The sequence below is a fragment of the Streptomyces sp. NPDC058632 genome, assembly GCF_042717095.1.
In the GTDB taxonomy this organism is placed as follows: domain Bacteria; phylum Actinomycetota; class Actinomycetes; order Streptomycetales; family Streptomycetaceae; genus Streptomyces.
The window spans coordinates 15,368-42,054 of the sequence record NZ_JBHXQZ010000019.1 but is presented as its reverse complement, the minus strand read 5'-3'; the positions used below and the strand labels follow the sequence as shown (position 1 = coordinate 42,054).

Sequence of the window (26,687 nt, the reverse complement as noted above, 5' to 3'; positions counted from 1 at the left end):
GTCCTGTTGGGTGTGCTGGCGCAGCAGCACGTTGTACGCCGCCAGGAACGCCGCCGACGGGTAGACGCCGTGGGTGCGGGCGAACCGCGCGATCCGCTCGCTCAGCTCCGCCGTGAGGCGACGCGTCACGGCGGAGCCGTGCGCACCGCGCCCGGGCGTGGCGCGCGGCCGGTCGGCGGGGAACGCGGGTGCGGGCAGCGGGCCGGCCAGCTGCTCCTGCCAGTACGCGAGCCGGGCCGCGCCCTCCTCGCCCCGCAGCAGCGCCGCCTCCTCGGCGACGAACTCCGCGTATCCCGCGCGCGCCCGGGGGTCGCCGGGCATCGGCAGACCGTCGGCCGCGGCCCGGTAGCCGGCCAGGAGGTCCTTCACGAGGACGACGGCGGAGGCGCCGTCGAGGACGAGGTGGTGGGCGTTGAGGAGTACCCAGGACTCGTCGCCCGGGGTGCGGAACACGGTGAGCGTGCAGAGCGGCCCGTTGTCCAGGTCGAACGGTTCCTTGGCATGCCGGCGCAGCAGCGCGATCGTCTCGTCGTGGTCGGGAGCGGGCAGTCCCCGCTCCGTGAAGGCGGGGCGGGGCGCGTCGGGCCGGGCCAGCACCAGCCGGCCGTGCTCCTCGCGCACCACGCCCCCCAGGACGGGATGGCGGACGACCGTGTGCTCGAAGGCGCGGCGCAGGGCGCGGGTGTCGAGCCCGGTGGCCCGGAAGCAGAGGGGCACGTTGTACGCGCTCGCCCCGGGCGCCGCCTTCTGCAGGGCCCACAGGCCCTGCTGGTCCTCGGAGAGGGGGTGGTCCTCGGGGAGAGGGTGCGGCGTGGACGTCCCGGCGGGTTCGGGGGCGTGCGCACGGGGGCCCTCGCCCAGGTGGGCCGCCAGCCGGTCCACGGTCGTGTGCTCGAAGAGTGACGCGGACTCGAACGCCGGGTCGAGTTCCCGCCGGATCCGGCGGGCGATGTGGACGAGGGCCATCGAGGACAGCCCCAGCGCGGGGAAGTCCTGGTCGGTCCGCACGTTGTGGGGCCGGGTGTCCAGTTGCTCGCCGATCGCCCGGCGGAGCCATTCACGGGCACCCGGGGCGGCGGCCGGCGCGGCGTGCGGCCGCTCCGCCTCCCGCTCCGCCTCCTGCGCGTGCTCAGGCCCCGGCTTCTGTTCCGGCTGAGGCCGGTGCTCGTGCTCCGGCCGGTCCTCCCGCCGGGGCCCGTACTCCGCGGGCGACGGCTTCTCGTCCTCGTACCAGTACTCCTTCCGCCCGAAGGGGTACGTCGGCAGGCTGACACGGCGGGGCGGACGGGCTCCGTGGAGCTCACGCCAGGGCACGGTCGCACCGTTCAGCCACAGCCGCGCCGACGTCCGGAGGTCCCCCGTGGCGACGGCCGCCGCCACACCCGGATCCGCCGCCTCACCCACGTGCCGCGACGGCGCACCGGTGAGTTCGCCGTACTCACCCTCACCCGCGCCACCGGTGGTCAGGAACGCCGCCAGCCGGCCGGCGAGCTCCATGGTGGAGCGTACGACGAGAGCGAGCCGGACGGGCAGCTCGTCGCGGCCGGTCTGAAGGGTGTGGGCGAGGTCGCGCAGCGGCACCGGCCGCCCGGCGCGGTCCGCATCCTCCAGGAAGTGGGACAGCCGCCCGGCCGCGGCCCGCAGCTCCTCCGGGGTACGCGCCGAGAGCGGCACCAGGCAGGCCTCGTGGGCCGGCTGTCCGGACGCACCGGCCGCGACGTCGTCTTCCATGTATTCCTCGATGATCAAATGTGCGTTCGAGCCACCCGCGCCGAAGCAGGAGATGCCGGCGCGCCTGGGCAGAGGCCGCCCCTCCGCGTCGGACGGCGTCCAGGGAGCGAGCTCACGCTGGACGAAGAACGGCGACCGCTTGAAGACGATGCCGGTGTTCAGGTCCTCGGCGTTGACGGAGGGCGCGAGCCGCCCGTACCGCAGCTGCATCAGGACCTTGGTGAGCCCGGCGATGCCGGACGCGCTCTCGCAGTGGCCCAGGTTGGACTTGAGCGAGCCGATCGCGCAGTACTGCCCCTGGCGCCCCGTGCCGAAGGCCCGGCTCAGCGCCGAGACCTCCATGGAGTCGCCGAGGAGGGTCGCCGTGCCGTGGGCCTCGACGTAGCTGACCGTGTCGGGCGTGACACCCGCCTTCTCCATGGCCCGTACGACCACATCACGCTGGGCCGTCAGGCTGGGCATGCTGTAACGGCTGGTACGGCCGCCGGAGTTGACGGCACTGCCCTTGATGACACCGTAGATGTGGTCCCCGGCGGCGGCCGCGTCCGCCAGCGGCCGCAGGACCACGGCTCCGACGCCCTCGGCCGCGAGGAACCCGTCGGCACGTTCGGAGAACGGACGGCACCGGTCGCCGGACGACAGCAGTCCGTGCTCCTCCAGCACCTCGAAGTGGTCCGGGTTGAGCAGCAGATTGACCCCGCCCGCGATCGCGCAGTCGCTGTCACCGCTGTGGAGGCTTTCGACGGCCAGGTGGACGGCCGTCAGCGAGGCGGAGCACGCCGTGTCGACGGCGATGCTCGGCCCCTGGAAATCGAAGAGGTACGAGGTGCGGTTGGCGATCGACGAGTAGGCGGTTCGCCCGTTGTACGTCGAGTTCATGACGCCCACGAACACACCGACACGGCCGCTCTCGGCCAGTGCCCCGGCGGTGTAGCCGGCGTCCTGCACGGCACTGTGCACCGTCTCGACGAAGAGCCGCTCCTGGGGGTCCATGGCCGCCGCTTCCCGCGCGGGGACACCGAAGTACTCGGCGTCGAAGGAGGAGACGTTCGCCAGGAAACCGCCCCGGGGGCGCTTCCCGCCCTCCCAGCGGCACCACCATCGGTCCGTCGGGTAGGGGGCGGTGGCGTTCTCGCCGCGGGCCAGGTTCTGCCACAGCTCCTCGGGGCTGTCGGCTCCCGGGTAGCGCCCGCCGAGACCGACGATGGCGATGTCCCCGCTACGGGCCGGGACGGGGGCCGGTGCAGAGTGGGCGGGGGCCGGGCGGGCCGGTTCACGGGTCCGCGCCGGTTCGGGGGTCTGCCGGAACTCGTCGTCCGCCGAAGCGGGCCGGAACTCCTGAACGGGCGGGGCGGCCGGGGTGGTCGGCGCGACCGGGACGGCCTGGGCGGTCGCCTCCGTCGTGCCGCCGGCCAGTACCTCGGCAAGCCGCTCGGGATGCGACGCCGTGAAGTGCTCGGCCACCTCCCGGATCGTCGGGCAGTCGAAGAACAGCGTGCTGCTCAGCTCGTCGAAGTCACGGGACAGCACGTTGTTGAGCTGGATGACGAGGATCGAGTCGAGCCCGAGGTCGAAGAGGTTGGCGTCCTCGTCGAGCTCCTCGGGTGCCAGCCTCAACGTCTGGGCGACGAGCCCGGTCAGGTACGCCGTGGCGCGGGCGGTGGGAGAAGCGCCACCACCGTCGGTGACGCCCCGGGCGACAGTACTGGTCTGCGGCTGCGGCTGTGCCTGCGGGAACAGGCGCAGCAGCTCCGGGCGCCGGTCCGCGAGGAAGTGCTCGACGAGTTCGTCCAGCGTGCGCAGCTCGAAGAAGAGCGTGCTGCTGACGTCCTCGAAGTCCTTGGCGAGGGCGCTGTTCATGCCGGACACCAGGATGGAGTCCAGCCCGTAGTCGTGCAGGTCCTTGTGCGGGTCGAGCTCCGTGTCCGCAAGGCGCAGGGCCTCACGTATCAGCCGTTCGAAATAGGCGGTGACGTGTGTGCGCAGGGATGCCTCCGAGGCGTCGGAGGCACCGAAGGCACCGAAGGCACCGAAGGCACCGGATTCATGGACGGAACCGAAGTCGCGGTCGGAACCGACCGTCGTACCGGCAGCCGGCCCTGTCTGGCCTTCGGCTCCTTCGGGCCCTGTCCGGATGCGGAACCTGCCGTCGCTCTCGGCGACGATCAGTTGCTGGCCGAGGGCGTGGGCGGCGGTGTCCGGCTGGGTGCCGGTACGGAAGCCGTCGTCCTCCAGGACCTCCAGCCAGCGGTCGGCCGCCAGCACGGGGCTTCCCGGGATGCGCAGTTCGGCGTCCCGGTACAGCCACCATCCGTCCAGCAGCCCGAACGTCAGATGGGCCAGGATCGTGTTGCGGCTCATCTCGTTGATGAACAGCAGGCCGCCCGCGCGCATGGCCGCCTTGACGTTGCGCAGGGTGCCGGAGATGTCCGCGGTGGCGTGCAGCACGTTGGTGGCCACGACGATGTCGAAGCCGCCCGGCTCCACGCCCTGGTGCCCGGGTGGGCGCCCCGCGTCGAAGATCCGGGTCGTCAGGTACGGGTGGCGGGGGCGCAGCCGCTCTTCGGCGCGGAACAGGAACGCCTTGGACACATCGGTGTAGCAGTACTCGGCGATGCGGTCGCCGAACGGCTCGAGGGCCTCCAGTACCTTCACGCTCGTCGCACCGGTACCGGCTCCGACCTCGAGGATGCGCAGGCGCCTCGACGGGTCGGCACGGCCCCAGGCCCGTACGGCGTCGGCAACCAGGACGCTCAACCGGTCGTTGAAGTAGTCGGCGATCGGGTCGCTCCGGTAGATGCCCTCGACCCGTGACATGGAGGAGCCCGGAAAGAGGATCTCGGTGGCCTGCCGGGTGCCGGTGAGGACGTCGGCCAGAGCCAGCAGGCACGACTCGACCAGGTCGACCTGCGCCCGCTGGTTCTCGTCGGGCTGCCATCCGTCGCGCTCGGCGTGCCACTGCCGCCACAGTCCGGCCCGGTCCAGACCGTGGGCGGCCGGCCCGACGCGGCGGCGGTCGCCCACGAGCTCCACGAGCCCGGCGTGGGCGAGCAGCCGGTCGCTCTCCTCCATCCACCGGGCGTACTTGGCGAGGACACGCTGGTCCAGGCCGTCCAGACCCTCGGGCCGTCCGGTCAGGCCGTCCCGGGCCCGCGGAGCGAGGTCCCGGAGCGTGACGAAGAGCAACTGGGCCGCCAGTTCGCACATGCGCGGGTGGGGCAGGAACGCGTGCAGCCGTTCCACCTCACCGCGCGGCGCACGGTGGGCCGCCACGATCTCGTCCCGTACGGACGGCAGGACGGCCGGATGGCTGCCCTGCCGCTCGTCGAGCACGAGTCCGCGCAGCGCCTCGTCACCGAAGGTCCGCATCAGCACGACCTGGCTGTGCTCGCTCCCGAGGAACGACTCCAGGGCGTTCAGCGCCTCTTCGGGGTCGAGCGAGTCGACGCCGACAGCCGCCATCCGCTCCTGGTAGAAGGGGTCGCTGACCACTCCGGTCACACCCCAGTAGCCCCAGTTGACCGCCTTGACCAGGGGCAGTCCGCGCTGCTGGAGCTCATGCGCCAGGGCGTCCTTGAAGGTGCATCCGGCCGCGTAGTTCGCCTGACCGGCGGCCCGCGCGAAGCTTTCCACCGAGGAGAAGAAGAGGACGAAGTCCAGCGGCTCGGCGCCGAACACGTCAGCGATGTTGACGCCGACGTCGACCTTCGGGGTGAGCGCCGCACGGAAGACGTCCTCGTCCATGTGCGTCAGCGTCCTGTCGGCCAGCACGATCGCGGAGTGCACCACACCGTCGATGCGCGGGTGGTCTTCCTTGATCTGCCGGTACGCGGACAGCAGGCTCTCGCGATCACTCGCGTCCGCCGAGATGTAGCGGGGGGCCCGCGCGCCGACGGCCCGGGCGCGTTCGGCGAGCCCGGCGAGCTTGTGTTCGATCGCTTCGTTCAGCGGCCGGCGGCCGATCCACACGATCGACGCCTGGTACCGCTCGACCATGGAGCGGCTCCAGAGCTCACCGATACCGCCCGCGCCGCCCACGACGACATGGACGCCGTGCCGGCGGTACGGGCCGGTGGCCGGTTCCGGATCGGCGACGGGGAGCAGTTCCTGCGAGAACCAGCGCCCGCCGCGCAGGGCCAGGGTGGTGCCGGGCCGCACGCCGGTCAGCCGTCGTTCGCCGCCGAGCAAGGCGTCGACCGGTTCGCCGGAGAGCTCGTGGGGCAGATCGACGAGGTCGATCGTCCAACGGGTGTGTTCCTTGGCCAGGCTGCCCATCAGCCCGTGGACACCTGCGTGCGTCGCCGCGACCCTGTCCCGCTCGCGGACGAGCTGGGTGCCGAAGGTGTACGTAGTCCAGGTCATCTCCCGGGTGCCGTGGCCCAGCGCCAGCAGCGCCTTGACGATCCGGAAGACTTCGATCACGCCGCGTTCCTGGCCGCCGATCATGTCGTCGGGGTCCTCGGCCGGCGCGACCCAGACGACCTGCGCGATGCGGCCGACGGCTCCCGGGCGTGCGGGATCCGCGGATGCTTCGCGTATACGGTCGGCCGTTTCCCGGATCGAGGCGCCCGGCGGAAGGCCGATCGCCCGGTGGCGGGGGTGGAGGGCCCGAAGTCCCGCACTCAGCCGGCGACCGGAGTCGAAGACGAGCACCTCGCCATCCGTGGTCCGCGGGGGTGCCTCGCCGGGATGCCTCGGCTCCCACACGGGCAGCAGGGTGCGCAGCCGCGATGCGCGGGCGGGACGGTCCGCGGGCACTCCGAGCTCCCGGTAGACGAGTCCGCGCAGGATCGCGCAGACGCGGCCCCGCTCGTCGATGAGGTCGATGTCGAGCACCCGGCCCGCGCCGGCGGCCCGCTGGCCCGCTGCCGGGCGCACCCATGCGTACATCGTCGCGCCGAAGGGCGCGTGGACGTCGAGCCGGTCGAGCGCGAACGGGACAGGAGTCGCCCCGGACCCGTCGGCGGTGGTGTCCGGACCGGCGGCGGTGTCGAACGCGGGGTCCAGGCCGAGCGAGGCGTGGATCGCCGCGTCCAGGAAGCTCGGGTGGAGGGTGTAGTCGGCCAGTGAGCTTTCCATGTCCCCGGGCAGCGACAGCTCGGCGAGCACCTCGCGGCGCCCGTCGGATTCTCCCCGGTGCAGGGTCCGTACGAGACGGAAGCCCGGCCCGTACTCGACGCCCGCGCGTGCGATGTGCGCGTAGCACTCCGCTCCGGACAGCGACCGCAGCCGGAGGCCCGAGCGCAGCCGGTCCAGTTCGACGTTCGGCGGGGCCACGGCGGGCTCGGTCACCGCCCGGCCCTGGACGTGCGAGCGGCCACCGTCGCTCAGGAGGTCGAAGCGCAGCGGTCCCGCGCCCGTGGCACCGTCCGCCTCCTCCCGCGTGCGGCGTCGTTCCGGGGCGAGGGTGAACTCGATGTCGCGGCCGTCGTCGCCGACGACCACCGGGCGCACCCAGGTGACGTTCTTGAGGACGGTCCTCCCGCCCTCGCGCTCCGCGCCGGTCGGGGCACGCCGGACGGCGGTGTACGCCATCTCCAGGACGGCCACGGCGGGCAGCATCCGCCGGCCGCCGACGACGTGGTCGGCCAGCACGTACTCGTCGCCGGTGAAACGGGAGCGGTAGTGCTGCCCGTCCGGTCCCGACACGTTCTCGTGCAGCAGCGGGTGCAGTCGCACGGGCTGCTCCCCGTCCGCCGTGGTCCCCCGCCTCGTCGGCGGCCCGGGGAGCCCCCGCCGGGCCGGTGCGGGCCACGGGTGGGTCACGGGCCCGAAGGCGTACCCCGGCAGGCTGATGCGCCGGGCCGCACGCGGACGGGGCAGAAGACCCCAGTCGACGTCGGCGCCGTCTGCCCACGCCTTGGCGACCTTCTTGAGCTTGCCTTCGGCCAGTTGGCGCGCGAGCTTCGCGTCCCGGGTCCTCGCGTCCTGCCGTCCGGCCGCCCGGGCCCCGCTCCCCGGCCCCCGGCCCGTGAAGCGCCGGGGCGATCCGTCGCCGGTCGGGTCCTGGACGAACGCCTCCAGCTCGGCCGCCAGTCGGCGCGGGTCACGCACGACGAACGCCACCCGGCAGGCCATCGGGACCCGGCCCACCTGGAGCGTGTGAGCCAGGTCGTCCAAGCGCAACGAGGCGGCCCGGGGGCCGCGCAGGTACCGCAGCAGCTCGGCGGCCGCGCGCACGAGGTCGTCGGGCGTGCGGGCCGAGAGCGGCACCAGCTGGGGCACGGTGTCGCCGCCGGTGTCCACGGTCGCCCTCCTGTTCGTGTCTGCGCCGCTGTGCATGCGTCCGGTCGTATCCGTGCTCGTGGTCGTGTGTGCGGTCGGACGTGCCGTGGTGGCCGGGCCGCCGTCGCGTACGTACTCCTCGAAGACGGCGTGCGCGTTGGACCCGCCGAGCCCGATGGAGCTCTGCGCGGCGCGGCGCGGGGTGCCGCCGGCCGGCCAGACACGCAGCCGGTCCACGACCCGGAACGGTGAAGTGTCCAGCCGCAGCTGCGGGTTCGGCCGGTTGTAGTGCAGGGTCGGCGGAATCTGCCCGTGGTAGAGGCTGAGGAGGACCTTCACGCTGCCCGCGAGTCCGGCGGCCGTGTCGAGGTGGCCGATGTTCGACTTCACCGAGCCGATGCCGCAGTAGCCGGTGTCGTCCGTGTGCTCGCGGTACGCCTCGGTCAGCGCCGCCAGCTCGACGGGGTCGCCCAGCTTCGTGCCGGTGCCGTGCGCCTCGACGTAGCCGATGGAACGGGGGTCGATGCCGGTGCGTTCCAGAACCCTCCGGATCAGTCGGCTCTGCCCGTTGACGCTGGGGCTGTAGAAGCCGGTGGCGTCCCCGCCGTCGTTGTTGGTCGCGATACCGCGCAGCAGGCCGTAGATGTGGTCGCCGTCGGCGACGGCGTCGGACGCGCGGCGGATCAGCAGGGCCACGGCTCCCTCACCGCCGACCATGCCGTCGGCGTCGGCGTCGAACGCCTTGACGTGGCCGTCGCTGGAGAGGTTGAGACCCGGCTGGTGGATGTAGCCGAGGCCGTCGACGCTGTTCGCGGAGGCGGCCGCCACGAGCGCGAAGCCCGACTCCCCCGTCAGCACCGCGCGGGCCCCCAGGGAGAGCGCGGTCAGCGAGGAGGAGCAGTTGGAGTGCACGGACATGCTCGGTCCGCCGAAGCCGAGCTGGTACGAGATCATCGAGGCGACCGTGCCGCTCTGGCTCATGACCCAGGACAGGTACTGGCGGGGGTCGTCGAGCACGGCGGCCGGATTCCCGGCGGTGTCGTCCGGCGCACCGTAGAAGTGGTTGCCGGTGGAGACGTAGACGGCGGTGTCGGGAATGTCGCGGTGGTCGTAGCCCGCGTCCTCGACGGCCTTCCAGGCGTGCAGCAGGAGCTGACGGAACTGCGGGTCCATCAGTTCCACGTGGTTCGGGGAGAGCCGGAAGAACTCTCCGTCGAAGTCCTCCTTGCCGTCGAGGGAGGAGCGCAGGGGGACGTAGGCCGGGTCGGACAACACGTGCTCGGGCACACCGGCCTCGCGCAGCTCCTCCTCCGTCCAGCGGCGCACGGCCTCGTCGCCCCGCTTGAGGTTCTCCCAGAACTCCCAGTGATCGCGGGCGCCCGGGAAGCGGCAGGCGATGCCGACGATCGCCACCGCGTCCTCGGGCACGGACCCTCCACCGGCCCCGGTCTCCGGCTCGGGCGCGGCCTCCGGCTCCGGCTCCGGCTCCGGCTCCGGCTCCGGCTCCGGCTCCGGGACACGTACGGCGTCCGGCGCGGGGGCGACGTCCCGCACATGCGCCGCGATGCTGCGCACGGTGGCGTACTTGAACAGATCGGCGGCCGCGAACGGCACCCCGAGCCGCCGGCTGATCCGGTCGGCGAGGACGACGGCCGACAGGGAGTTGCCGCCCACCTCGAAGAAGGAGGCGGTGGGGGCGAGGTCCCGCACCTTGAGGACGTCCTGCCAGATGGCGCGGACCTCCTTCTCGGCGTCGGCCCCGGCGTCGGCCCCGGCGGCCTCCGGCGCCCGGGAAACGGCGTGCGTCGCGGGAGCCACGGGCGCGGGACGGGCCACGGGCGCGGGCGCCGGCGGGGCCGCGGGCGCGGCCAGCGACACCTCCCGCGCCATCAGGTCGTTGCGGTCCACCTTGCCGCTGCCCGTCAGCGGGACGGCTTCGATCGCCACGAAGAAGTCGGGGACCATGTACGCCGGCAGCAGCCCGCGCAGATGCTCCTTGAACGCCCCGGAGGGGTCGCCCGCGGCTCCCGCGCGGCGCGGGACGTAATACGCGACGAGCTGCTTGGCGCCGTCCTCACCGCGCGCCACGACCACGCACTGGGCGACGTCCTGATGCCTGCCCAGGTGGTACTCGATGTCCCCCAGTTCGATCCGGTACCCACGGATCTTCACCTGGAAGTCCAGCCGGCCGAGGTAGTCGATCTCACCGTTCTCGGTCCAGCGCGCCAGGTCTCCGGTGCGGTAGAGCTTGCCGCCGGGCACGAGGTCGTGGTCGATGAAATTCCGCGCGGTCAAGCCGGGACGGTTCACGTAGCCCCGGGCCACTCCGGTACCGGCGACGCACAGTTCACCGGTCTCCCCGGCCGCCACCGGCCGCAGCCGCTCGTCGAGGATGTGGACCCGGGTGTCGGCGACCGGCCTGCCGATGGTGGTCGGGGCGTCGAAGCGAACGCGTCCGCCCGTGGCGTAGACGGTGGTCTCCGTCGGCCCGTACAGGTTCCATGCCTCGCAGCCGGTGTCGCGGAAGTACTCCTTCAGCGTCCTGGGCAGCGCCTCGCCGCCGCAGAGGATCCGTACGCCCTCGTGATTGCGCCAGCCGGAGTGGAAGAGCATGCTCCAGGTCGCGGGCGTGGCCTGCATGACGGTGGGCCGCACCGTTGCGACGCGCTCCTTGAGGCGCTCGACGTCCTTGATCGTCGGGCTGTCGCAGACATAGCAGCGGGCACCGCTGACCAGCGGCAGGAACAGCTCGACCTGTGCCATGTCGAAGCTGATGGTGGTGACGGCGAAGAGGGTGTCCGCCGCACTCATGCCGGGCTCCCGCCGCATCGAGCGCAGCAGATCGCCGAAGCCCCGGTGGGCGATCATCACGCCTTTGGGACGGCCCGTGCTCCCGGAGGTGTAGATGACGTAGGCGAGGTCGTCCCCGGTCACCTCGACCCGCACCGGCCCGTCGGCCGGGGCGGCGGCCGCTATCCGCTCCCGCTGTTCGTCGAGCACCAGCAGCGGGGCCGGCACCGCGCCGGTTCCACCGGCGCGCGGACGGCCGTCGAACAGGTTCCGGGCGCGGTCCTCGTGACGTGCCTGGGTGACGATCAGGACGGTGCCGCTGTCGGCGACGATGTCGGTCAGCCGGGCGACGGGCAGCTCCGGATCGAGGGGCACGAAGGCCGCACCCGCCTTGAGGATCCCGAGCAGCGCGACGACCATCTCGGCCGACCGGTCGAGCAGGACGGCCACCAGGTCGTTGCGCCGCACACCCCGTTCCACGAGGTACGCGGCGAGTGCGTCGCTGCGGCGGCTCAGCGCCTCGTAGGTCAGCACCTCCTCCTGACTGGCGACCGCGACCGCGTCGGGGGTCCGGCGCGCCGCCTCCTCGAAGAGCTCGTGCACGCAGGCCTCGTCGGTCCCGGCCGTGTCCGAGAACCGCTCGCACAGCTCGGCCAGGGGCGTTCCCGGCTCGTCGCACACCGCCGTCAGGACACGTACGAAACGCTTCGCGAGCTGCTCGACGAAGGGGCGGCTGTAGAGCTCCGGCTGGTACTTCCAGTACAGGGTGAAGGCGTCGCCGCTGCCCCAGACCTCCAGTGAGAGCTCGTACTCCCCCTCCTGGTGGAGCTCGTCGACGAGTTCGTACGGCCGGCCGGGACCGGAGATGCCGTCGAGGACGTCCTGGAAGACGAACGCCGTCTGGAACACCGGGGAGCGGCCGGGCGGCGTGTCCGACGGGAGTTCCCGGACCAGTGCGGAGAAGGGGTGGCTGTGCAGCATGTCGTCGGCGACGTCGCGCTGCACGGCGGAGACGGTCTCGCCGAACGTGGCCCCGTCCGGGAGCACGACGCGGACCGGCACCATGTTGATCATCAGCCCCATGGCCCCGACGAACTCCTCGCCGCCGCGCTCGTTCACCGGCATTCCGACGACCAGCTCGCGCCGGGCGGCGGCCTCCCCGGAGTTGTCGGAGTGTCCAGGGCCTCCGGCCCGGCCGGAGCCTTCGAAGTGGCCGGAGTACGAGGCCAGGGTCGCCGCGTAGGCGGTGAGCATCGCCGTCGAGACGAAGGCGCGCCGGCCGACGGCCGTTTCCCTGATGCGGGTGACGAGTTCTGCGGGCACCCGGTCGGCATGGGTGTCCCCGGCGAAGCGGTCCGTCAGTGCCGTGTGGGCCCGGTCGGTCGGCAGGTCCAGTACGGGCAGCGGTCCGGCGAGCCGGTCGCGCCAGTACGGGAGGAGCTCCCCGCCGCGCTCGGCCAGGGTCCGCCGTTCCTTGGCCACGAAGTCGTGGAAGCCCGCGCCGGTCCCGGCGTCGAGGTCCGTGGGCGCCGCCGGTCCGGCCCCGCCCCGCAGCGCCTCGTACGCCTCGAACAGCGCGGTCATCAGCAGCCTCGCCGAGCTGCCGTCGAAGATGACGTGGTGGACGGTGATCAGCACGATCGACCCGCCCGCCGGGCGGTCGAAGACACGGACCCGGAACAGGCCCTCCCCGTCCGCGGAGGTGCCGTCCATGACGAACGGCCTCTTGCTCTCGCGCCGGACGGCCGCCAGCGCCTCGCCCTCGTCGGCGACGCCTGTCAGATCGACCCGGGCGAAGTCGGGCTCTCGACCGGGGTCGACCGACTGGCAGGGGGTGTCCCCCTGCCGGTGGATCACCGTGCTGAGCACCGGATGACGTGCCACCAACGCCCGACATGCCTCCTGGAAGGCCGGTACGTCCAGGTCGGCGACGCGGAAGCACAGCGGCACGTTGTACGCGGCCATGTCCGGGTACGCCCGCTGGAGCGCCCACAGACCGTGCTGCCCCTCGGAGAGCCCGTAGGTGCGCACCCCGGAGCCGGACGGCGCCGGCCGCCCCTGCGGTGGCTGGTGCCGCAGCTCGCGCAGCAGGTCCCCGACCTCACTGCTGCTGATCCTGCCCGCCCGGTAGTCCGCGATGAGGGCGTTGAGCTCGTGCTTCACTTCTCGTTTCTTCCTGTGTCGAGGAGCGCGATGGCGTCGTCCAGGTGCAGGGCGCCGGTCTGCAGGCGCTCGAGCACCGCCAGGATTTCCGGCTGCGGGCCTTCCGCCCGCCCGGGCCGCTGGGGCCGCGGTCGGCCCTCGGTTCTCGCGGCCACCAGGCGCGACAGTCCCGCACGGCGCCGCACGGCCAGGTACGCGGCCAGCTCGGCGACCGTGCCGTGCTCGAACAGGGTGCTGGGCAGGAACCCCGGGTCGACCGTGGCGGCCAGGTCCCTGGTCAGGCCGACGGCCCCCAGCGAAGTCAACCCCATGGCGATCAGGCCGGTGTGGGTGCCGATCTCGCGGACCGGCCGTCCCAGACGCGCTGCGACCAGCTGACGCAGGAAGCCCCGCGCCTTCTCCTCGGGCGTGTGCCCGGGGCGTGCCGTGTCCATGGACGGTGCGGGCAGTTCCTCGTCCTCGGGGACGAACCGCCAGTGGACGCCGCCGTCCTCCGGTACACCCACGGGCGCCCCGCTCATCGCCTCGGTGGTCACGGCGGGCGTCCGCTCGGACGCGCGTCCCCCGCCGCGGCGGGGGGTGACCCAGTGCCGCTGCCCGGCGAAGGGATAAGTGGGCAGGTGCAGGCGACGCGGTGACGTCGTGTCGTGCAGGGCGCTCCAGTCGACCGTGTAGCCGCCGAGCCAGAGTTCGGCGATCTTGTCCCACTTGCCCTGGGCCGACCAGCGTCCGACCAGTTCCGCGCGCAGGTCGTCCTCGTCCAGGAGCCGTGCGTCCCGGAGCTGCTCGGCTCCGCGGCCCCGCCACACGTTCCCGGCACCGGCGTCGGCGCCCCGGGCGATGTCGTCGAGGGCGCTCCTCAGCTCCTCGAGACCGTACGCGAGGATCACGGCGCGTTCCGCCAGAGCGACCCGGCCGGTCCGGAGGGTGTGGGCCAGCGCCGCGGGATCCGCTGCCGCCCCTTCCTCCGTCTCCAGGAAGCGCGCCAGCTTGGCAGCGTAGGCACGCAGCCGTTCGTCGTCCGTCGCCGACAGCGGTACGAGCACGGGTGCCGGCCGGCCCTCGCGCACGTCCCGTGCCGTCGCTCCGGCCACCGGGGGCGCCTCTTCGAGGACGATGTGCGCGTTGGCACCGGTGGCGCCGAAGGCGCTCACCCCGGCCCGGCGCGGCGTGCCGGGGCCGCCCGCCGGCCACTCCTGCAGTTCCGTCTGCAGACGGAAGGGCGAGTCGTCGAGGCCGAGGTAAGGATTGGTCCGTTCCGCCCGCACCAACGGAGTCAGCATCCGGTGGTGAAGCTGGAGCACCGCCTTGGTCAGCCCGCTGATCCCGGCTGCCGCCTCGGCGTGTCCGATGGCGGACTTGGCGGATCCCAGCGAGCAGAAGCGCTTGGCGTCCGTGTACTTCTCGAACGCGCGTCGCAGTGCCTGGACCTCGATCAGGTCACCGATCTCCGTGCCCGTGCCATGGGCTTCGAGGCAGCCGAGCGAACCCGGGTCGACGCCCGCGCGGTTCAGGCAGTCCTCGATGAGGGCGGCCTGGGCGGCGACTGAGGGCACGCGGATGCCCGGCGTCCGGCCGGAGTGGTTGACGGCGCTGCCCTTGATGACGGCGTAGACCGCGTCGCCGTCCGCGAGCGCCGACGCCAGCGGCTTGAGCAGCACCGCCCCGACGCCTTCGGCGGAGACGTAGCCGTCTCCCCCGGCGCCGAACGAGCGGGCCGGTGCCTCGCTCGCGAGCAGTTCCAGCGCCCCGTAGGTCCGGTACTTGCCCGGGTGCAGCGAAAGGTTCACACCGCCCGCGAGGGCCGCCCCGCACTCCCCGCGCCGCACACTCTCGACCGCGAGGTGCACGGCGCTGAGCGAGGAGGCGCACACGGTGTCGACGGCCATCGAGGGGCCGCTGAAGTCGCAGAAGTGCGAGACCCGGTTGGCGATGGACGCGGCGTTCAGTGACAACGGAGCGGCCCCCCGCCCGGTGCGGCCGTCCGGCCGCGCGGCCTCGTGCTGGACCAGCACGTAGTCCTTGTGCATGACGCCGGCGAAGACGCCGACCGCCCGGCGCGGGCCGTCACCACCGGAGGCGGTGAGACCGGCGGGTGTGTACCCGGCGTCCTCGATCGCCTCCCAGCAGACCGTCAGGAACATCCGTTCCTGGGGGTCGAGGAGGGCCGCCTCGTCCGCCGGGATCCCGAAGAACTCGGCGTCGAAGCGGTCGACGTCGTCGATGAAGCCGCCCCAGGCGGACATCTTCCGTCCGGACGGCGTGCGCTCCCCCTCGAAGGTGTCGCGCGGCCACCGGCTCTCGGGCACCTCGGTGACGCAGTCCCGTCCGGCCTTGAGGTTCTCCCAGAACTCGGCGACATTCGCCGCCTTCGGATACCGGCCGGCCATGCCCACGATCGCGATGTCGCCCTCGTCGTACTCACGCACCGGACCGGCGGGCGGCCCCCCGTCGCCCGCGGCCGGCGCGACGGACGCCACGGATGACACGGACGCCACGGATGACACGGACGGCGCCGGTGCGACCGGCTCCGTGGACCGGACAGGGCTCGTCGGGCTCAGACCGTGGTGGCGTACGAGATGCGCGACCAGTTCGGCCGCCGTCGGGTGCTCGAACAGCAGCGTCGGCGACAGCCTCGTCCCGAGCCGCTCCCCGATCTCCCCCGCCGTCCCCAGGAGGGTGGCGGAGTCCAGGCCGAGGGCGTAGTAACTCGTGTGCATGCCCACCCGGTCCGCCGGAACGCCGAGCCGGGCGGCGAGGACCGAGGTCACCGCGGCGCTGATCGTGTCGGACGGGAGCAGAGCCGCGTCCCGGTCGGCGGACCCGGCCCGGTCCGGGGCGGCGACGGTCCCGGAGGCGGATTCGGTCCCCGTGCGGGGCCCGGTGTCCGTTCCGGGTCGGGCGGCGGAATCGGTTCCCGGCCCGTCGTCGCGGCGCGCGGGATCGACATGTCCGGCGTCGCGCACCACCTTCGTGGTGAGGTCCACCAGTTCGCCGACCCTGTGCCCCTCGATGTCGAAGAACTCCATGGTGAAGGTGAGCAGTTCTTCCCGCCGCTCGATCGACTCGCGTCGCACCCGCGTGTAACAGGCACGGCCCAGCGGGGCGCCGGCCCGGAACGAGGCGTAGTGGAGCGGCAGGAACAGGCGCTGCTCGCCGTCCGCCGGGCCACCGCCCGCCGGCACCTCGCCGAGGGCCACCGCGCAGGCCGCCACCGCGCTGCCGTCGATCAGGGCGGGGTGGAACAGCCGTTCGCCCCGGTCACGGCTCACTGCCCGTTCGTCGACGGCGACCCGCAGCCAGATGTCGTCGGACCCGGCGTACACGGCGCCGACCGCCTTCATCAGGCCGGAATGGACGAGCTCCTGTGCACGGAAGTCCCTGTAGATCTCCTCGAGGTCGCGCACCCGTCCGTCGGGGTCGCGCAGCACGGCCCGTACCTCGCCCGGAACGTTCGTCCCGAAGCCCGTGGCCTCGCCCGCCACCCGGTGCATCTCGGCGGTGACGTACGGCGTCGCCACCGCCCCGGCGCGGGGGTCCTGCGCCGGGGCGTCGGTCACCGTGATGCGCCAGGTGTCCGGGGTCTCGGCGCGCGCCTCGACGCGGATCTCCACGGCACCGTCGGCGTCCACGGCCAGCGGCCGGTAGATGGTCACGTCCCGGAGGGAGAGTTCGCGGTGCGCAAGCCCCGTCGTCACCTCCGCGAAACAGCCGTACAGCAGGTCGATCCACGCCAGCCCGGGCAGCAGTCGCCGCCCGTAGACACGGTGGCCGTCCAGGACGGCGTCCCGGGCGTCGATGCGCCGTGTCCACACCATCGGCGAGGCGGCGGCACCGACGCGTTCACCGGTGCGCACGTCGGTCCGGTTGAGCTCGGGGAGCCCGACCGGGCGGCGCCGCACCGGAAGGCGGGGCACGTGGTGTCCCACGACGACGTGGCCGTTGGTGCCGCCGTCGGCGAAGCTGCTCAGTGCCGCGTACGGCAGGTCCGTCGCACCGGCGTGCCTCGGGAAGTCGAGGCGGGCGGGGTCGAGCGCGTAGTGCTCCAGGGGCCGGACTCCGGACAGGAACGGCACCGTGCGTTGGTGGTGGACCATGAGCGCCACCTTGATGAAGGCGGCGATGCCTTCGGCGCAGAGCGGGTGCCCGATGTTGGGCTTCATCGAGCCGAGACGCAGAGGTCCGGTCCGGTCCTGTCCGTAGACCGCCTCGACGGCCTTGAGTTCGAGGAGGTCGGTCATCTCAGAGCCGGAGCCGTTGACGTCCAGGTGGGCGACCTGGTCCGGTCGGCAGCCGGCCTGACGGAGCGCTTCCCGCATGACCTCCTTCTGGGCAGCCAGGTTGGGGGTCGCCGGTCCGGCGGTCCGGCCGTCGTTGTTGACGGCCACGCCTTCGACCACGGTGTACACCGTGTCGCCGTCCCGCTCGGCCTGGGCCAGCGGTTTGAGGACGACGACGCCCGCGCCCTCGCCCAGCACGACGCCGCCGGCCCTGCGGTCGAAGATGTGGAACTCCCCGTCCTCCCGGAGCAGGCCACGGCGGCGGAACAGCTCGTGGGCGGAGGGGTCGGCCAGCAGGCTGACGCCCGCGACCAGGGCCAGGTCGATCGAGCCCGCCGCCAGCGCGTCGGTGGCGACCTTCATCGCCACCAGCGAGGACGAGCAGGCCGTGTCCACGACCATGGCGGGGCCGTGCCAGTTGAAGAACTGGGAGACATTGGCGGCCAGGTAGTTCTGTCCGACGGCCATGATCGGGTTGCGCGCCTCGCCGACGAGGGCGTCGTCGGTCCGGCTGCGGCTGCGGGCGCCGACGTACACACCCGTACGGGTGCCGTCCAACTCCCCGAGCCGGTACCCGGCGTGGTGGACGGCCTTGAGGCTCTCCTCCAGCAGCACCAGGGCCTGGGGGTCCATGGCGCGGGCGTCCTCGGCGTGCAGCATGAAGTAGCCGGGATCGAAGCCGAACACGTCGTCGATCAGTCCGGCGTGGAAGCCGGTGGGACGTCCCCAGCGGCTCGTGGGGACCTCACGGACGGCGGAGCGGCCCTGGGAGAGCAGGTCCCAGTAGGCGTCGACATCGGGTGCGCCGGGCAGCCGGCAGGCCATGCCGATGACGGCGACGGCCGTGCCGCGCCCACCGTCGCCCGCGTCCTCGGCGACCGCCACGGCCGGGCGGGAAGCCGGTGCGGTCCGGGCAGCGGGTTCGGCCGGGGCAGGTGATGCGGCAGGCGGCCCGTCTTCCGGGGCGCCGGACCGCTTCCCGCCCACGTCCTCCGCCGTCTCCTTGTCCGGGCGGGCGCGCTGCGGCTCGTCACCGAGCCGCGCGGCGATCTCCGTCGGGTACGTGTTCAGCAGCCACGTCGCGAGTTCGCTCAGGGTCGGGTACTCCAGGAGCGTCGACGGGTCGAGCCGGACATCGAGACGCTCACGGATCTGTTGCAGGACCTGCGCCAGCAGAATGGAGTCGGCGCCGTAGTCCGCGTACGAGGTCTCGGCGTCCAGCTGGCCCGGCTTGAGCTTGAGCTGGCCTTCGAACGTACCGCCGAGGTAGTCGGTGAGCCGCCTCACGAGGGGTCCGTCGGCAGTGGGCGCGGGGGCGGCCGCCGGCGCGGACGCGGTCACCGGTGCCGTCGCCCCGGCGGCGGCAGGCGTCCGGAGTGCGGGGACGGCGGGCGCCGCCGGGCGCGCGGCCAGCAACGCACCCGGGTCGAAGAGTCCGGCGTCGACCCGAACCGGCATGACGACCGGACCTCGCCGCACGGCCAGGATCTCGTCCAGGAACGCCAGGCCCTCGGCGTTCGTGATGCTCAGGAGCCCCGTGTCGGTGTACGCCTGGTTCGTCACCTCGCCGAAGCCGGCCTCCTGCCAACTCGGCCACTGGACGCTGGTGATCGGCAGGTCGGCGGCGTGCGCCCGCGCGAAGTAGTCCATGAAGGCGTTGCCCATCGCGTAGTCGCTCTGGCCCACGCCCAGCGTGGGGACGACCCCGGAGACCGACGAGAAGAGGACGGCGAACCTCAGCGACCGCGCGTCGAGGGCGGCCAGCAGGTTCCGGGTGCCCTCGATCTTCGGGGAGACGACGCGGGCGATGTCCGGGACGGGCTTGCGGACGAACGCGGGGTTACGGGTGTCGACCAGCCCGGCGGCGTGGATGACACCGGTGACACGCCCCAGCGTCGCCTCGATCGTCGCGATGCCCGCTGCCACCTCGTCGGCGCGGTCCAGCGGCAGCGCGAGGACGCGCACCTCGACGCCACGCGCCTCCAGCGCCAGGACGGCGTCGATCTTCTCGCGTACCGAAGGCGGGCAGGTGTCGGCATCGGTCCACCGGGCACGCGGGGGGAGGGCTTCACGGCCCGTCAGGACCAGTCGGCGTACACCGTAGTGCTCGACCAGATGCCGTGCGCACAACAGGCCCAGGCCGCGCGTTCCGCCCGTCACGAGGAGGACCTCGTCGTCGGCGAAGACGGGCCGGGCGGTTCGCGCCGCGACCGGCGCGCTCTCTTCGAGCACCGGGGCGTGCCGTACTCCCGCGCGGTAGCAGACCTCGGCCTCACCGCTCCCGTCGCCGAGTTCGCGGTGGATGACCGCCGCGAGTTCGGCGTCCTCGCGCACGGCGGGATCCAGGTCGGCGTGGCACGAGGTGAGGCCGCGGTACTCGCTCTGGAGCAACCGGTAGAGCGCGGCACGCGCGGCACCGGCCAGGTTCACCCGCTCACCGTCGGACCCGGACGCCGGCGCCGGTGCGTGCGTCCGGACGGGAGCGGACACGTCCGGTGTCTCCAGGCCCTGGGTCACGTACAGCAGACGGATGTCCCGGGACGCCTTGGCGTCGAGGGCGCTCTGCAGCAGCTCCAGTGCCCGGCCGGACGGCTGGTGATCGCTGATCCCATCGACCGCGTCCGCCCCAGGGGTTCCGTCACCGTCGGTGCCCGCCGCCATGCCGGTGAGGTCGATCCAGGCCGAACACCTGTCGATGCGCCGGGCGAGCACCGTCTCGGCGCCCGGGACGGCCTCCAGCAGTGTCGCGTCGTCGAACAGTGCCGAGAGGGCTTCGGCGAGACGCCGGGTGGACCGGTCGTGCAGGACGACGACGGCGGTGTGCCGCGTCCGTGCCGTACCCGTCGGGGCCGGCCGCCACCGCTTGGTCAGGAACAGGGCCGCGCGGGTCGGGGGTTCGAGCCCGGTCGAGGGACCGGTGTCGGTAGCGGCCCCGGTCGTGCGCACGGTCGTGGCCCCGGGCCGGGTGTCGTTCGCAGAATCGGCCCGGGCCTCCGGCCCTGCCTCGGTCGTCCGTGCCGTCTCCGGTATCCAGTGCCGTTCACGGGCGAACGGGTAGGTCGGCGCACTGATCATGCGGGGGGCGGGGGTCGTACGGGTGTGCAGTCGCTGCCAGTCGGGCGTCGCTCCGCGCACCCACAGCTCGAGGAGCTCGGCCGACTTGCCACGCCGCACCAGCTTGTCGAGGGTCTCCGCGAGCTCTTCGGCGGGGAGGAACGAGAGGGCCTGCCTGTCCCGCTTGGCGTTGCCCCGGTACAGGTCTTCGACGCCGTCCTCGCCCGCCAGGTACCGCTCCAGCTTCCCGGCGAGCGCCGCGAACGAGTCGGCGATCACACCGAGCCGCTCGTCCATCGCCTCGCGCCCCGCCTGCAGGGTGTGGGCCAGGTCCGCCGGGGTGGTCCTCGGGGAGCCGGCCGCGTCCGCCTCGCGGGCGAAGCGCAGCAGTTCGACCGCGTACGCCCGCAGCCGCTCCTCGTTCTTGGCGGAGAGCGGGAAGATCAGCGGTGTCCGCGTCGCCGTCGGCGGTGCGGGACGCAGATCCACGTGCTCGGCCACCACCAGGTGCGCGTTCGAGCCGCCGGCGCCGAACGAGGAGATGCCGGCGATCCTCGGGTGGGTACGGCCGTCGACGACCGGGCGCTCCCAGTCGCGCAGTTCCTGGTTGACGACGAACGGGGTACGGGTGAAGTCGATGTCGGGGTTCAGCGTCGCGGAGTGCAGCGACGGCGCGATCCGGCCGTGCTGAAGCTGGAGCAGCACCTTGGTGAGCCCCGCGATCCCGGCGGCGCTCTCGCAGTGTCCGATGTTGGACTTCGCGGAACCGAGGTAGCAGTACTGGCTGTCGCCGGTGGCGGCGGTGGCGGGAACGCCAGGGACGGATGCGGTCCTGAACGCCTGGCTCAGTCCGGTGATCTCGATGGGGTCGCCGAGCTTGGTTCCGGTGCCGTGCGCCTCGACGTAGCTGACAGTCCTCGGGTCGACCCCGGCCTCGCGCAGCGCACCGTGGATCGCGGCCTGCTGCGCGCGCGGGTTCGGCACCGTGTAGCCGTTGGTGCGGCCGCCGTGCGACATGCCGCTGCCCTTGATGACACCGTAGATGTGGTCGCCGTCGCGTTCGGCGTCGTGCAGCGGCTTCAGCAGGACGACACCGACACCCTCACCGGGGATGTAGCCGTCCCCACCGACGCCGAAGCTCTCGCAGTGCCCCTTGCCGGAAATGAACTGCCCGGTGCTCAGGGCCAGGTACTTGTTCGGGTGGACCGTCACGTTCACCCCGCCCGCGAAGGCCATTTTGGTGCGGCCCTGGTGGAGGTCCCGGCAGGCCAGTTCCACCGCGGTGAGCGAGCTGGAGCACATGGTGTCCACGGTCATGCTGGGGCCGTGCAGGTTCATCACGAAGGAGACGCGGTTCGCGACGCTGGCGTAGCTGCTGCCGATCGCGTTCGGGTTTCCACGGATGGCGTCCCCGCCGGGGAACAACAGCTGGTACTGCCCCCACATCACTCCGGCGTACACGCCGACCTGGCCGTCGCCGGCCTCACCGTCGGTGCGCCGCAGCCGCTCCCGGGTGTAGCCGGCGTCTTCCATCGCCGTCCAGGCATGCTCCAGGAACAACCGCTCCTGGGGGTCGAGGTAGTCCGCCTCGTGCGGCGATATGTTGAAGAACAGCGGGTCGAACCGGTCGACCTCGGCGATGAACCCGCCCCACCTGCTGTAGTGGCGGCCGGGCCGCGTGCGGTCCTCGGAGTAGTACGCGCGCCAGTCCCAGCGGTCCTCCGGGACCTCGACGACACAGTCGCGTCCGTCCCGCAGGTTCTGCCAGTACTCCCTCAGGTCGCGCGATTCGGGATAGCGGCCGGAGAGACCGATGATCGCGATGTCCAGCGGTGCGGACCGCTGCGTCCCGGCGCCGTGGGCGACCTCCCGAACGGCGTCGGCAGGGGACACGGGGGCGGAAGGCACGGCGGTTTCGGCGGCGGGCGGAGCGGCCGGTGCTCCGGTCCGGGCGAACAGGGTGTCCAAGGTGGCTCGGTGGCCGGCCACGAAGTAGGCGCCCAGCTCGGCGAGGGTGTGGTACTCGAAGAGAAGCGTCTTGGACAGTGAGCCGAACGTCGTCTCCAGCCCGGCCGTCAGCTCGGTCGCCAGTATCGAGTCCATGCCGTACGAACCGAGCGGCTCGTCCTCTTCCAGCTCGGCGAGCGGCAGCTGGGTGATGCGCGACAGTTCCTCCTTGAGGAGGCGCACCGTCCGCGCTTCGAGCGCACGGTCGTCCCCGGCAGCATTCACACCGTCGGCCTCACCCGCGCCGGCGGCACTGGATTCGGCGGTCGTCGCTGCGGGAGCACTGGACGCGGTGGGCGCACCGGCGACCGGCGCGGCGGGCGGATGGGCGGCGGGCCTGTCCGATCGGCCGCGCTCCTCGTCCCCGTTCAGAAGGGCTTGGAGGCGCGCCTCCTCCCCCGCTCCTACGACCACATGGGTCTCACCACTGATGAGCGCACGGTGGAAGGCCGCGACACCGGCCTCGGTCGTCATGGGCAGCAGTCCGCTGCGCACCCGCAGCGCCCGGCGGGTGGCCTCGTCGGCCCCCATCCCCCCGCTGTGCCACAGCGGCCACCCGATGGCCACCGTACGACCGCTGCGCCGGCCTGCGTCGACCAGTGCGCCACGCTGCCGCGCGAACTCGTCGAGGAAGGCGTTGGCCACGGCGTAGTCGCTCTGCCCGACGTTTCCGGCCGCGCCCGTGATGGACGAGAACAGTACGAAGAAGTCCAGGTCGGCGTCCTTGGTCGCCTCGTCGAGATTGCGGCAGCCGTCGAGCTTCGGCGCCAAGACACGGCGGAACTCCGCCACCGGCTTCTTCGTCAGGAAGTTGTCCCGGATCACGCCCGCGGCGTGGATCACGCCGCGCAGCGCACCGTGGCGCCGCACCAGTTCGCCCACGAGTCTCCCGGTGGCCGGCCCGTCGGCCGCGTCCAGGACGTGGTACTCCGCCTCGGCGCCCTCGGCACGCAGTGCGGCCAGCACGGCGTGCTTCTCCGGGCTCAGCGGGGACCGGCCGGTCAGGCAGATCACAGCGCCCTTCGCCCGCCGGGCGATCTCCTCGGCGAAGACCGGCCCCAGACCGCCCGCCCCACCGGTGATGAGGTACACGCCGCCGGCTCGCCACCGCACCGGCCGGGGTGTCACCGGGCCCTCGGCCCCGGTGTCTCCGGAAGCATCGGCCTCGGGAAGGGGCTCCCAGCCGAGGACGGTACGGCGGGCACCCTCGGCATGGCTGATCCGGTGGTCCTCGGGCGAGCGGGCGTCCTCCTCCAGCTTCGCGACCAGATACGGGGCCGGGGAATCGGCGGGTACCGCGATGACCTGCCCGACCAGGGCGGGGTTCTCCAGTCGCGCCGTCCTCAGCAGGCCGGACAGCGCCTGGTGCGCCGCTCCCTCACCGTGCGAGGGCGTCAGCACCTGAAGGAGCACGGAGCCCGTGGGCCTGCCGAGCAGGAGTCCCTTGACCGTGCGGAGCAGTTCGACCGCCCACTCCGCGACCGTGACCCGGACGGGGGCGGCGGGCCCCGTCTCCTCGGGCGGTTCCACGAACGACAGGTGCGGTGCCAGGGCACGCAGTTCATCCAGCCGGTCCTCGAAGCCGCAGGCGAGGACCAGCCGCGCGGTGTGGCCGGGATCCGCGTCCGGGGTCGGTGTGCCCGTGACGACGGGCTGTTCGCGCCATACGGGCCGGAACAGCGTCACTTCTCCTGTGGCGGCCGTCTCGGCCGGTTCCGTGTTCTTCCGCATGGAGTAGCCCCGCAGTGACGCGAAGATCCTTCCCTGTTCGTCGCAGAGGTCGAGGTCCCGCCGCCGCACCTGGCTCGATGCGCCCGGGACCTCACGTATCCAGACGTATGCGGATACCGGCGTGTTCGCGAACACGTCGAGACGGTCCAGGGCGAAGGGCAGGGGCGCACTCCAGGGCCCTGCGGCGGCGTGGAGCTCCGGTGCGAAGGCCGCCTGCAGCGCGCCGTCGAGCACGCTGGGGTGCAGTACGTAGTCCCCCATGGTGGGGGCGGCGCCCGCGGGCAGGGTCAGGAAGGCCAGCAGCTCGCCTTCTCCCAGGTGAACCGACCGTACGGCGCGGTGGGTGTCGCCGTAGTCGAGCCCGGCGGCGCGCAACGCCGCGTAGAAGTCGTCGGCTTCGAGGACTGCCGCGCGCATGCGGGACTTCAGTTCCTCGATCGGGAGCGGAGCCGACGGGGTGGCGCGCCGACGTGACCCGACGCCTCGCGAGTGCACCGCGTGCGCCCCCTCGGAGAAGGGGTCGGTGCGGATCTCGTACGACACCCGGTCTGCCACGTCGGCCTCGGTCCCCGAGCCGTCCCCGGCGCTACCCGCGCCGCCCGTCAGGACGGTGTGGACCGTCCGCCCCTCGTCCCGCACGACGATGGGCCGGGTCCACACGACGTTCTCCAGGCACAGCGCGAAGGCCCCGCCCGGGGCCGCCGACAGCGTACGGTCGAGGGCCTCGCGTGCCATCTCCAGGTACGCGACGGCCGGCAGCACCGGCTCGCCGCCCACGCGGTGGTCACGCAGGAAGGGATCCCGCGGGGTGAACGTCGAACCGAAGGCGGCGAGGTCCGTACCGCCTGCCGCGGCTTCGCGCTGGAGCAGCGGGTGCCGCCGCTCGCGCTCCGGCGCTTCCACGGCCGCGGCGCGCTCGAGCCAGTAACGTTTCTTCACGAAGGCGTGGGTGGGCAGCGGAATGCGTCGAGGGCGCTCGACGCCCTGGTGGAGCGCTTCCCAGTCGACCTTCGCGCCCCGCACCCACGCGGCCAGCACCTCGCCGGGTGAGCGGTCCGAGCCCACAGAGCCTTCCGAGCCCTCAGAGCCGATGACCGGGGGCGTCGCGCCGTTCCTCTTCGCACGTCCCCGAAGGGCGGCGGGCGGGAGCGTGTCACCCGATACGAAGGCTCCCAGAAGACTTTCGAGCGAAGCGACATCCGTCGGCAGCAGACCGAGACGCTCGCTCAGGGCCTCGCGGCCCACCTGCGTCGTGTAAGCGAGGTCCCTGAGACCGGCGTCGGTCGGCCGTTCGCACCGCAGATGAGCGAGCAGGAGCTCCGCCTGGCGTACGAGCTGCGGCTCGGTCTCCGCGGACAGCACGACCACGGACGGAATCCGTTCGGCCGAGGCCGGTTCGCCATGCCCGGCTGCCTTCTCACGGGCGGGGGCCTGCGCGACGATCACATGGGCGTTGCTGCCGCCCGAGCCGAAGCTGCTGACCCCGGCGAGACGGGCGGGGCGGCCGTCGAGTTCCCAGTCCGCGAGCCGTTGTGCGACGGAGAACGGCGTGCCCTCCAGGGTGATCTTCGGATTGAGCCGCGAGAAGTGGAGCGAGGCGGGGAGCTTGTGATGCCGCATGGACAGCACGATCTTCATCAGTCCGGTGATGCCCGCGGCGGCTTCCAGGTGCCCCAGGTTCGTCTTCACCGATCCGATGGCGCATGGTGCCTCGCTCCCCTCGAAGGCCCGGGCGAGCCCCTGGACCTCGATGGGATCGCCGAGCGCCGTGCCGGTGCCGTGCGCCTCGACGTAGCTGACGTCGGAGGCGGCCACCCCGGCGTCGGCGAGCGCCGCCCGGACCAGGCTCGCCTGCATGGACGCACTGGGCACGGTCAGGCCGCCCGCCCGGCCACCGTGGTTGGTGGCGCTGCCCTTGATGACGGCGTGCACATGGTCGCCGTCCTCGAGCGCCGCCGCCAGCGGCTTCAGCAGCAGGACGGCGCCGCCCTCCGAGCGCACATAGCCGTTCGCCGACTCGTCGAAGGTCTTGCACAGGCCGTCGGGCGACAGCATGCCCGCCTGGTGGTAGGCGATGCTGTCGGCCGGGTGGCACAGGAGGTTGACGCCACCGACCAGGGCTGCGGTGCACTCCCCCGCGCGCAGGGCGCGCACTGCCGAGTGCACGGCCACCAGGGAGCTGGAGCACGCGGTGTCCAGCTGGACGCTCGGGCCGCGCAGGTCGTAGAAGTACGAGACGCGGTTGGCGATGATCGCCATGGAGGTCGCCAGCCCGCTGTGCGCCCGTACGGGGAGCCGGTCCGTGTCCATGGTCCGCTGGTAGTCCGACCCGCTGGCACCGACGAAGACGCCCATCTGCGCGCCGGCGACCGCGCCCGCCGGATATCCGGCGTCCTCCAGGCACGCCCAGGCCAGTTCCAGCATCCAGCGCTGCTGCGGGTCCATGCGCTGCCCTTCGTAGGGCGTGATGCGGAAGAGGGGCGCCTCGAAGGATCCCGCGTCGGCGACGAATCCGCCGCGGTCGATCCCGGGGTGGGTGTCGGGGCCGATGCCTTCGGGCCACCGCCAGCGTCCGTCGGGCAGCGTCCCGACCGCGCAGCGCTCTTCTTCGAGGAGCTGCCACAGCGCGGTGGGGTCCTCGATGCCGCCGGGCAGCCGGCAGGCCATGCCGATGATCGCGATATCGCGGTCATCGTGCTGTCCCAC

2 protein-coding genes (1 of these 2 cut by a window edge) are annotated in these 26,687 nt (G+C 72.6%); both read right to left on the bottom strand.

From position 1 onward, the window contains the following. Positions 1–12,909, bottom strand: the 5' portion of a protein-coding gene (locus ACFWVE_RS10160) for an amino acid adenylation domain-containing protein (protein ID WP_384010247.1). It extends 10,185 nt beyond the left edge of the window; only the first 12,909 of its 23,094 coding nucleotides appear in the window; its start codon is at positions 12,907–12,909; its stop codon lies beyond the left edge, outside the window. Further along, positions 12,906–26,687 (bottom strand): SDR family NAD(P)-dependent oxidoreductase, encoded by a 13,782-nt coding sequence (locus ACFWVE_RS10155; protein WP_384010283.1) that lies wholly within the window; start codon positions 26,685–26,687, stop codon positions 12,906–12,908. Before ACFWVE_RS10155 ends, ACFWVE_RS10160 begins: the two co-directional genes overlap by 4 nt.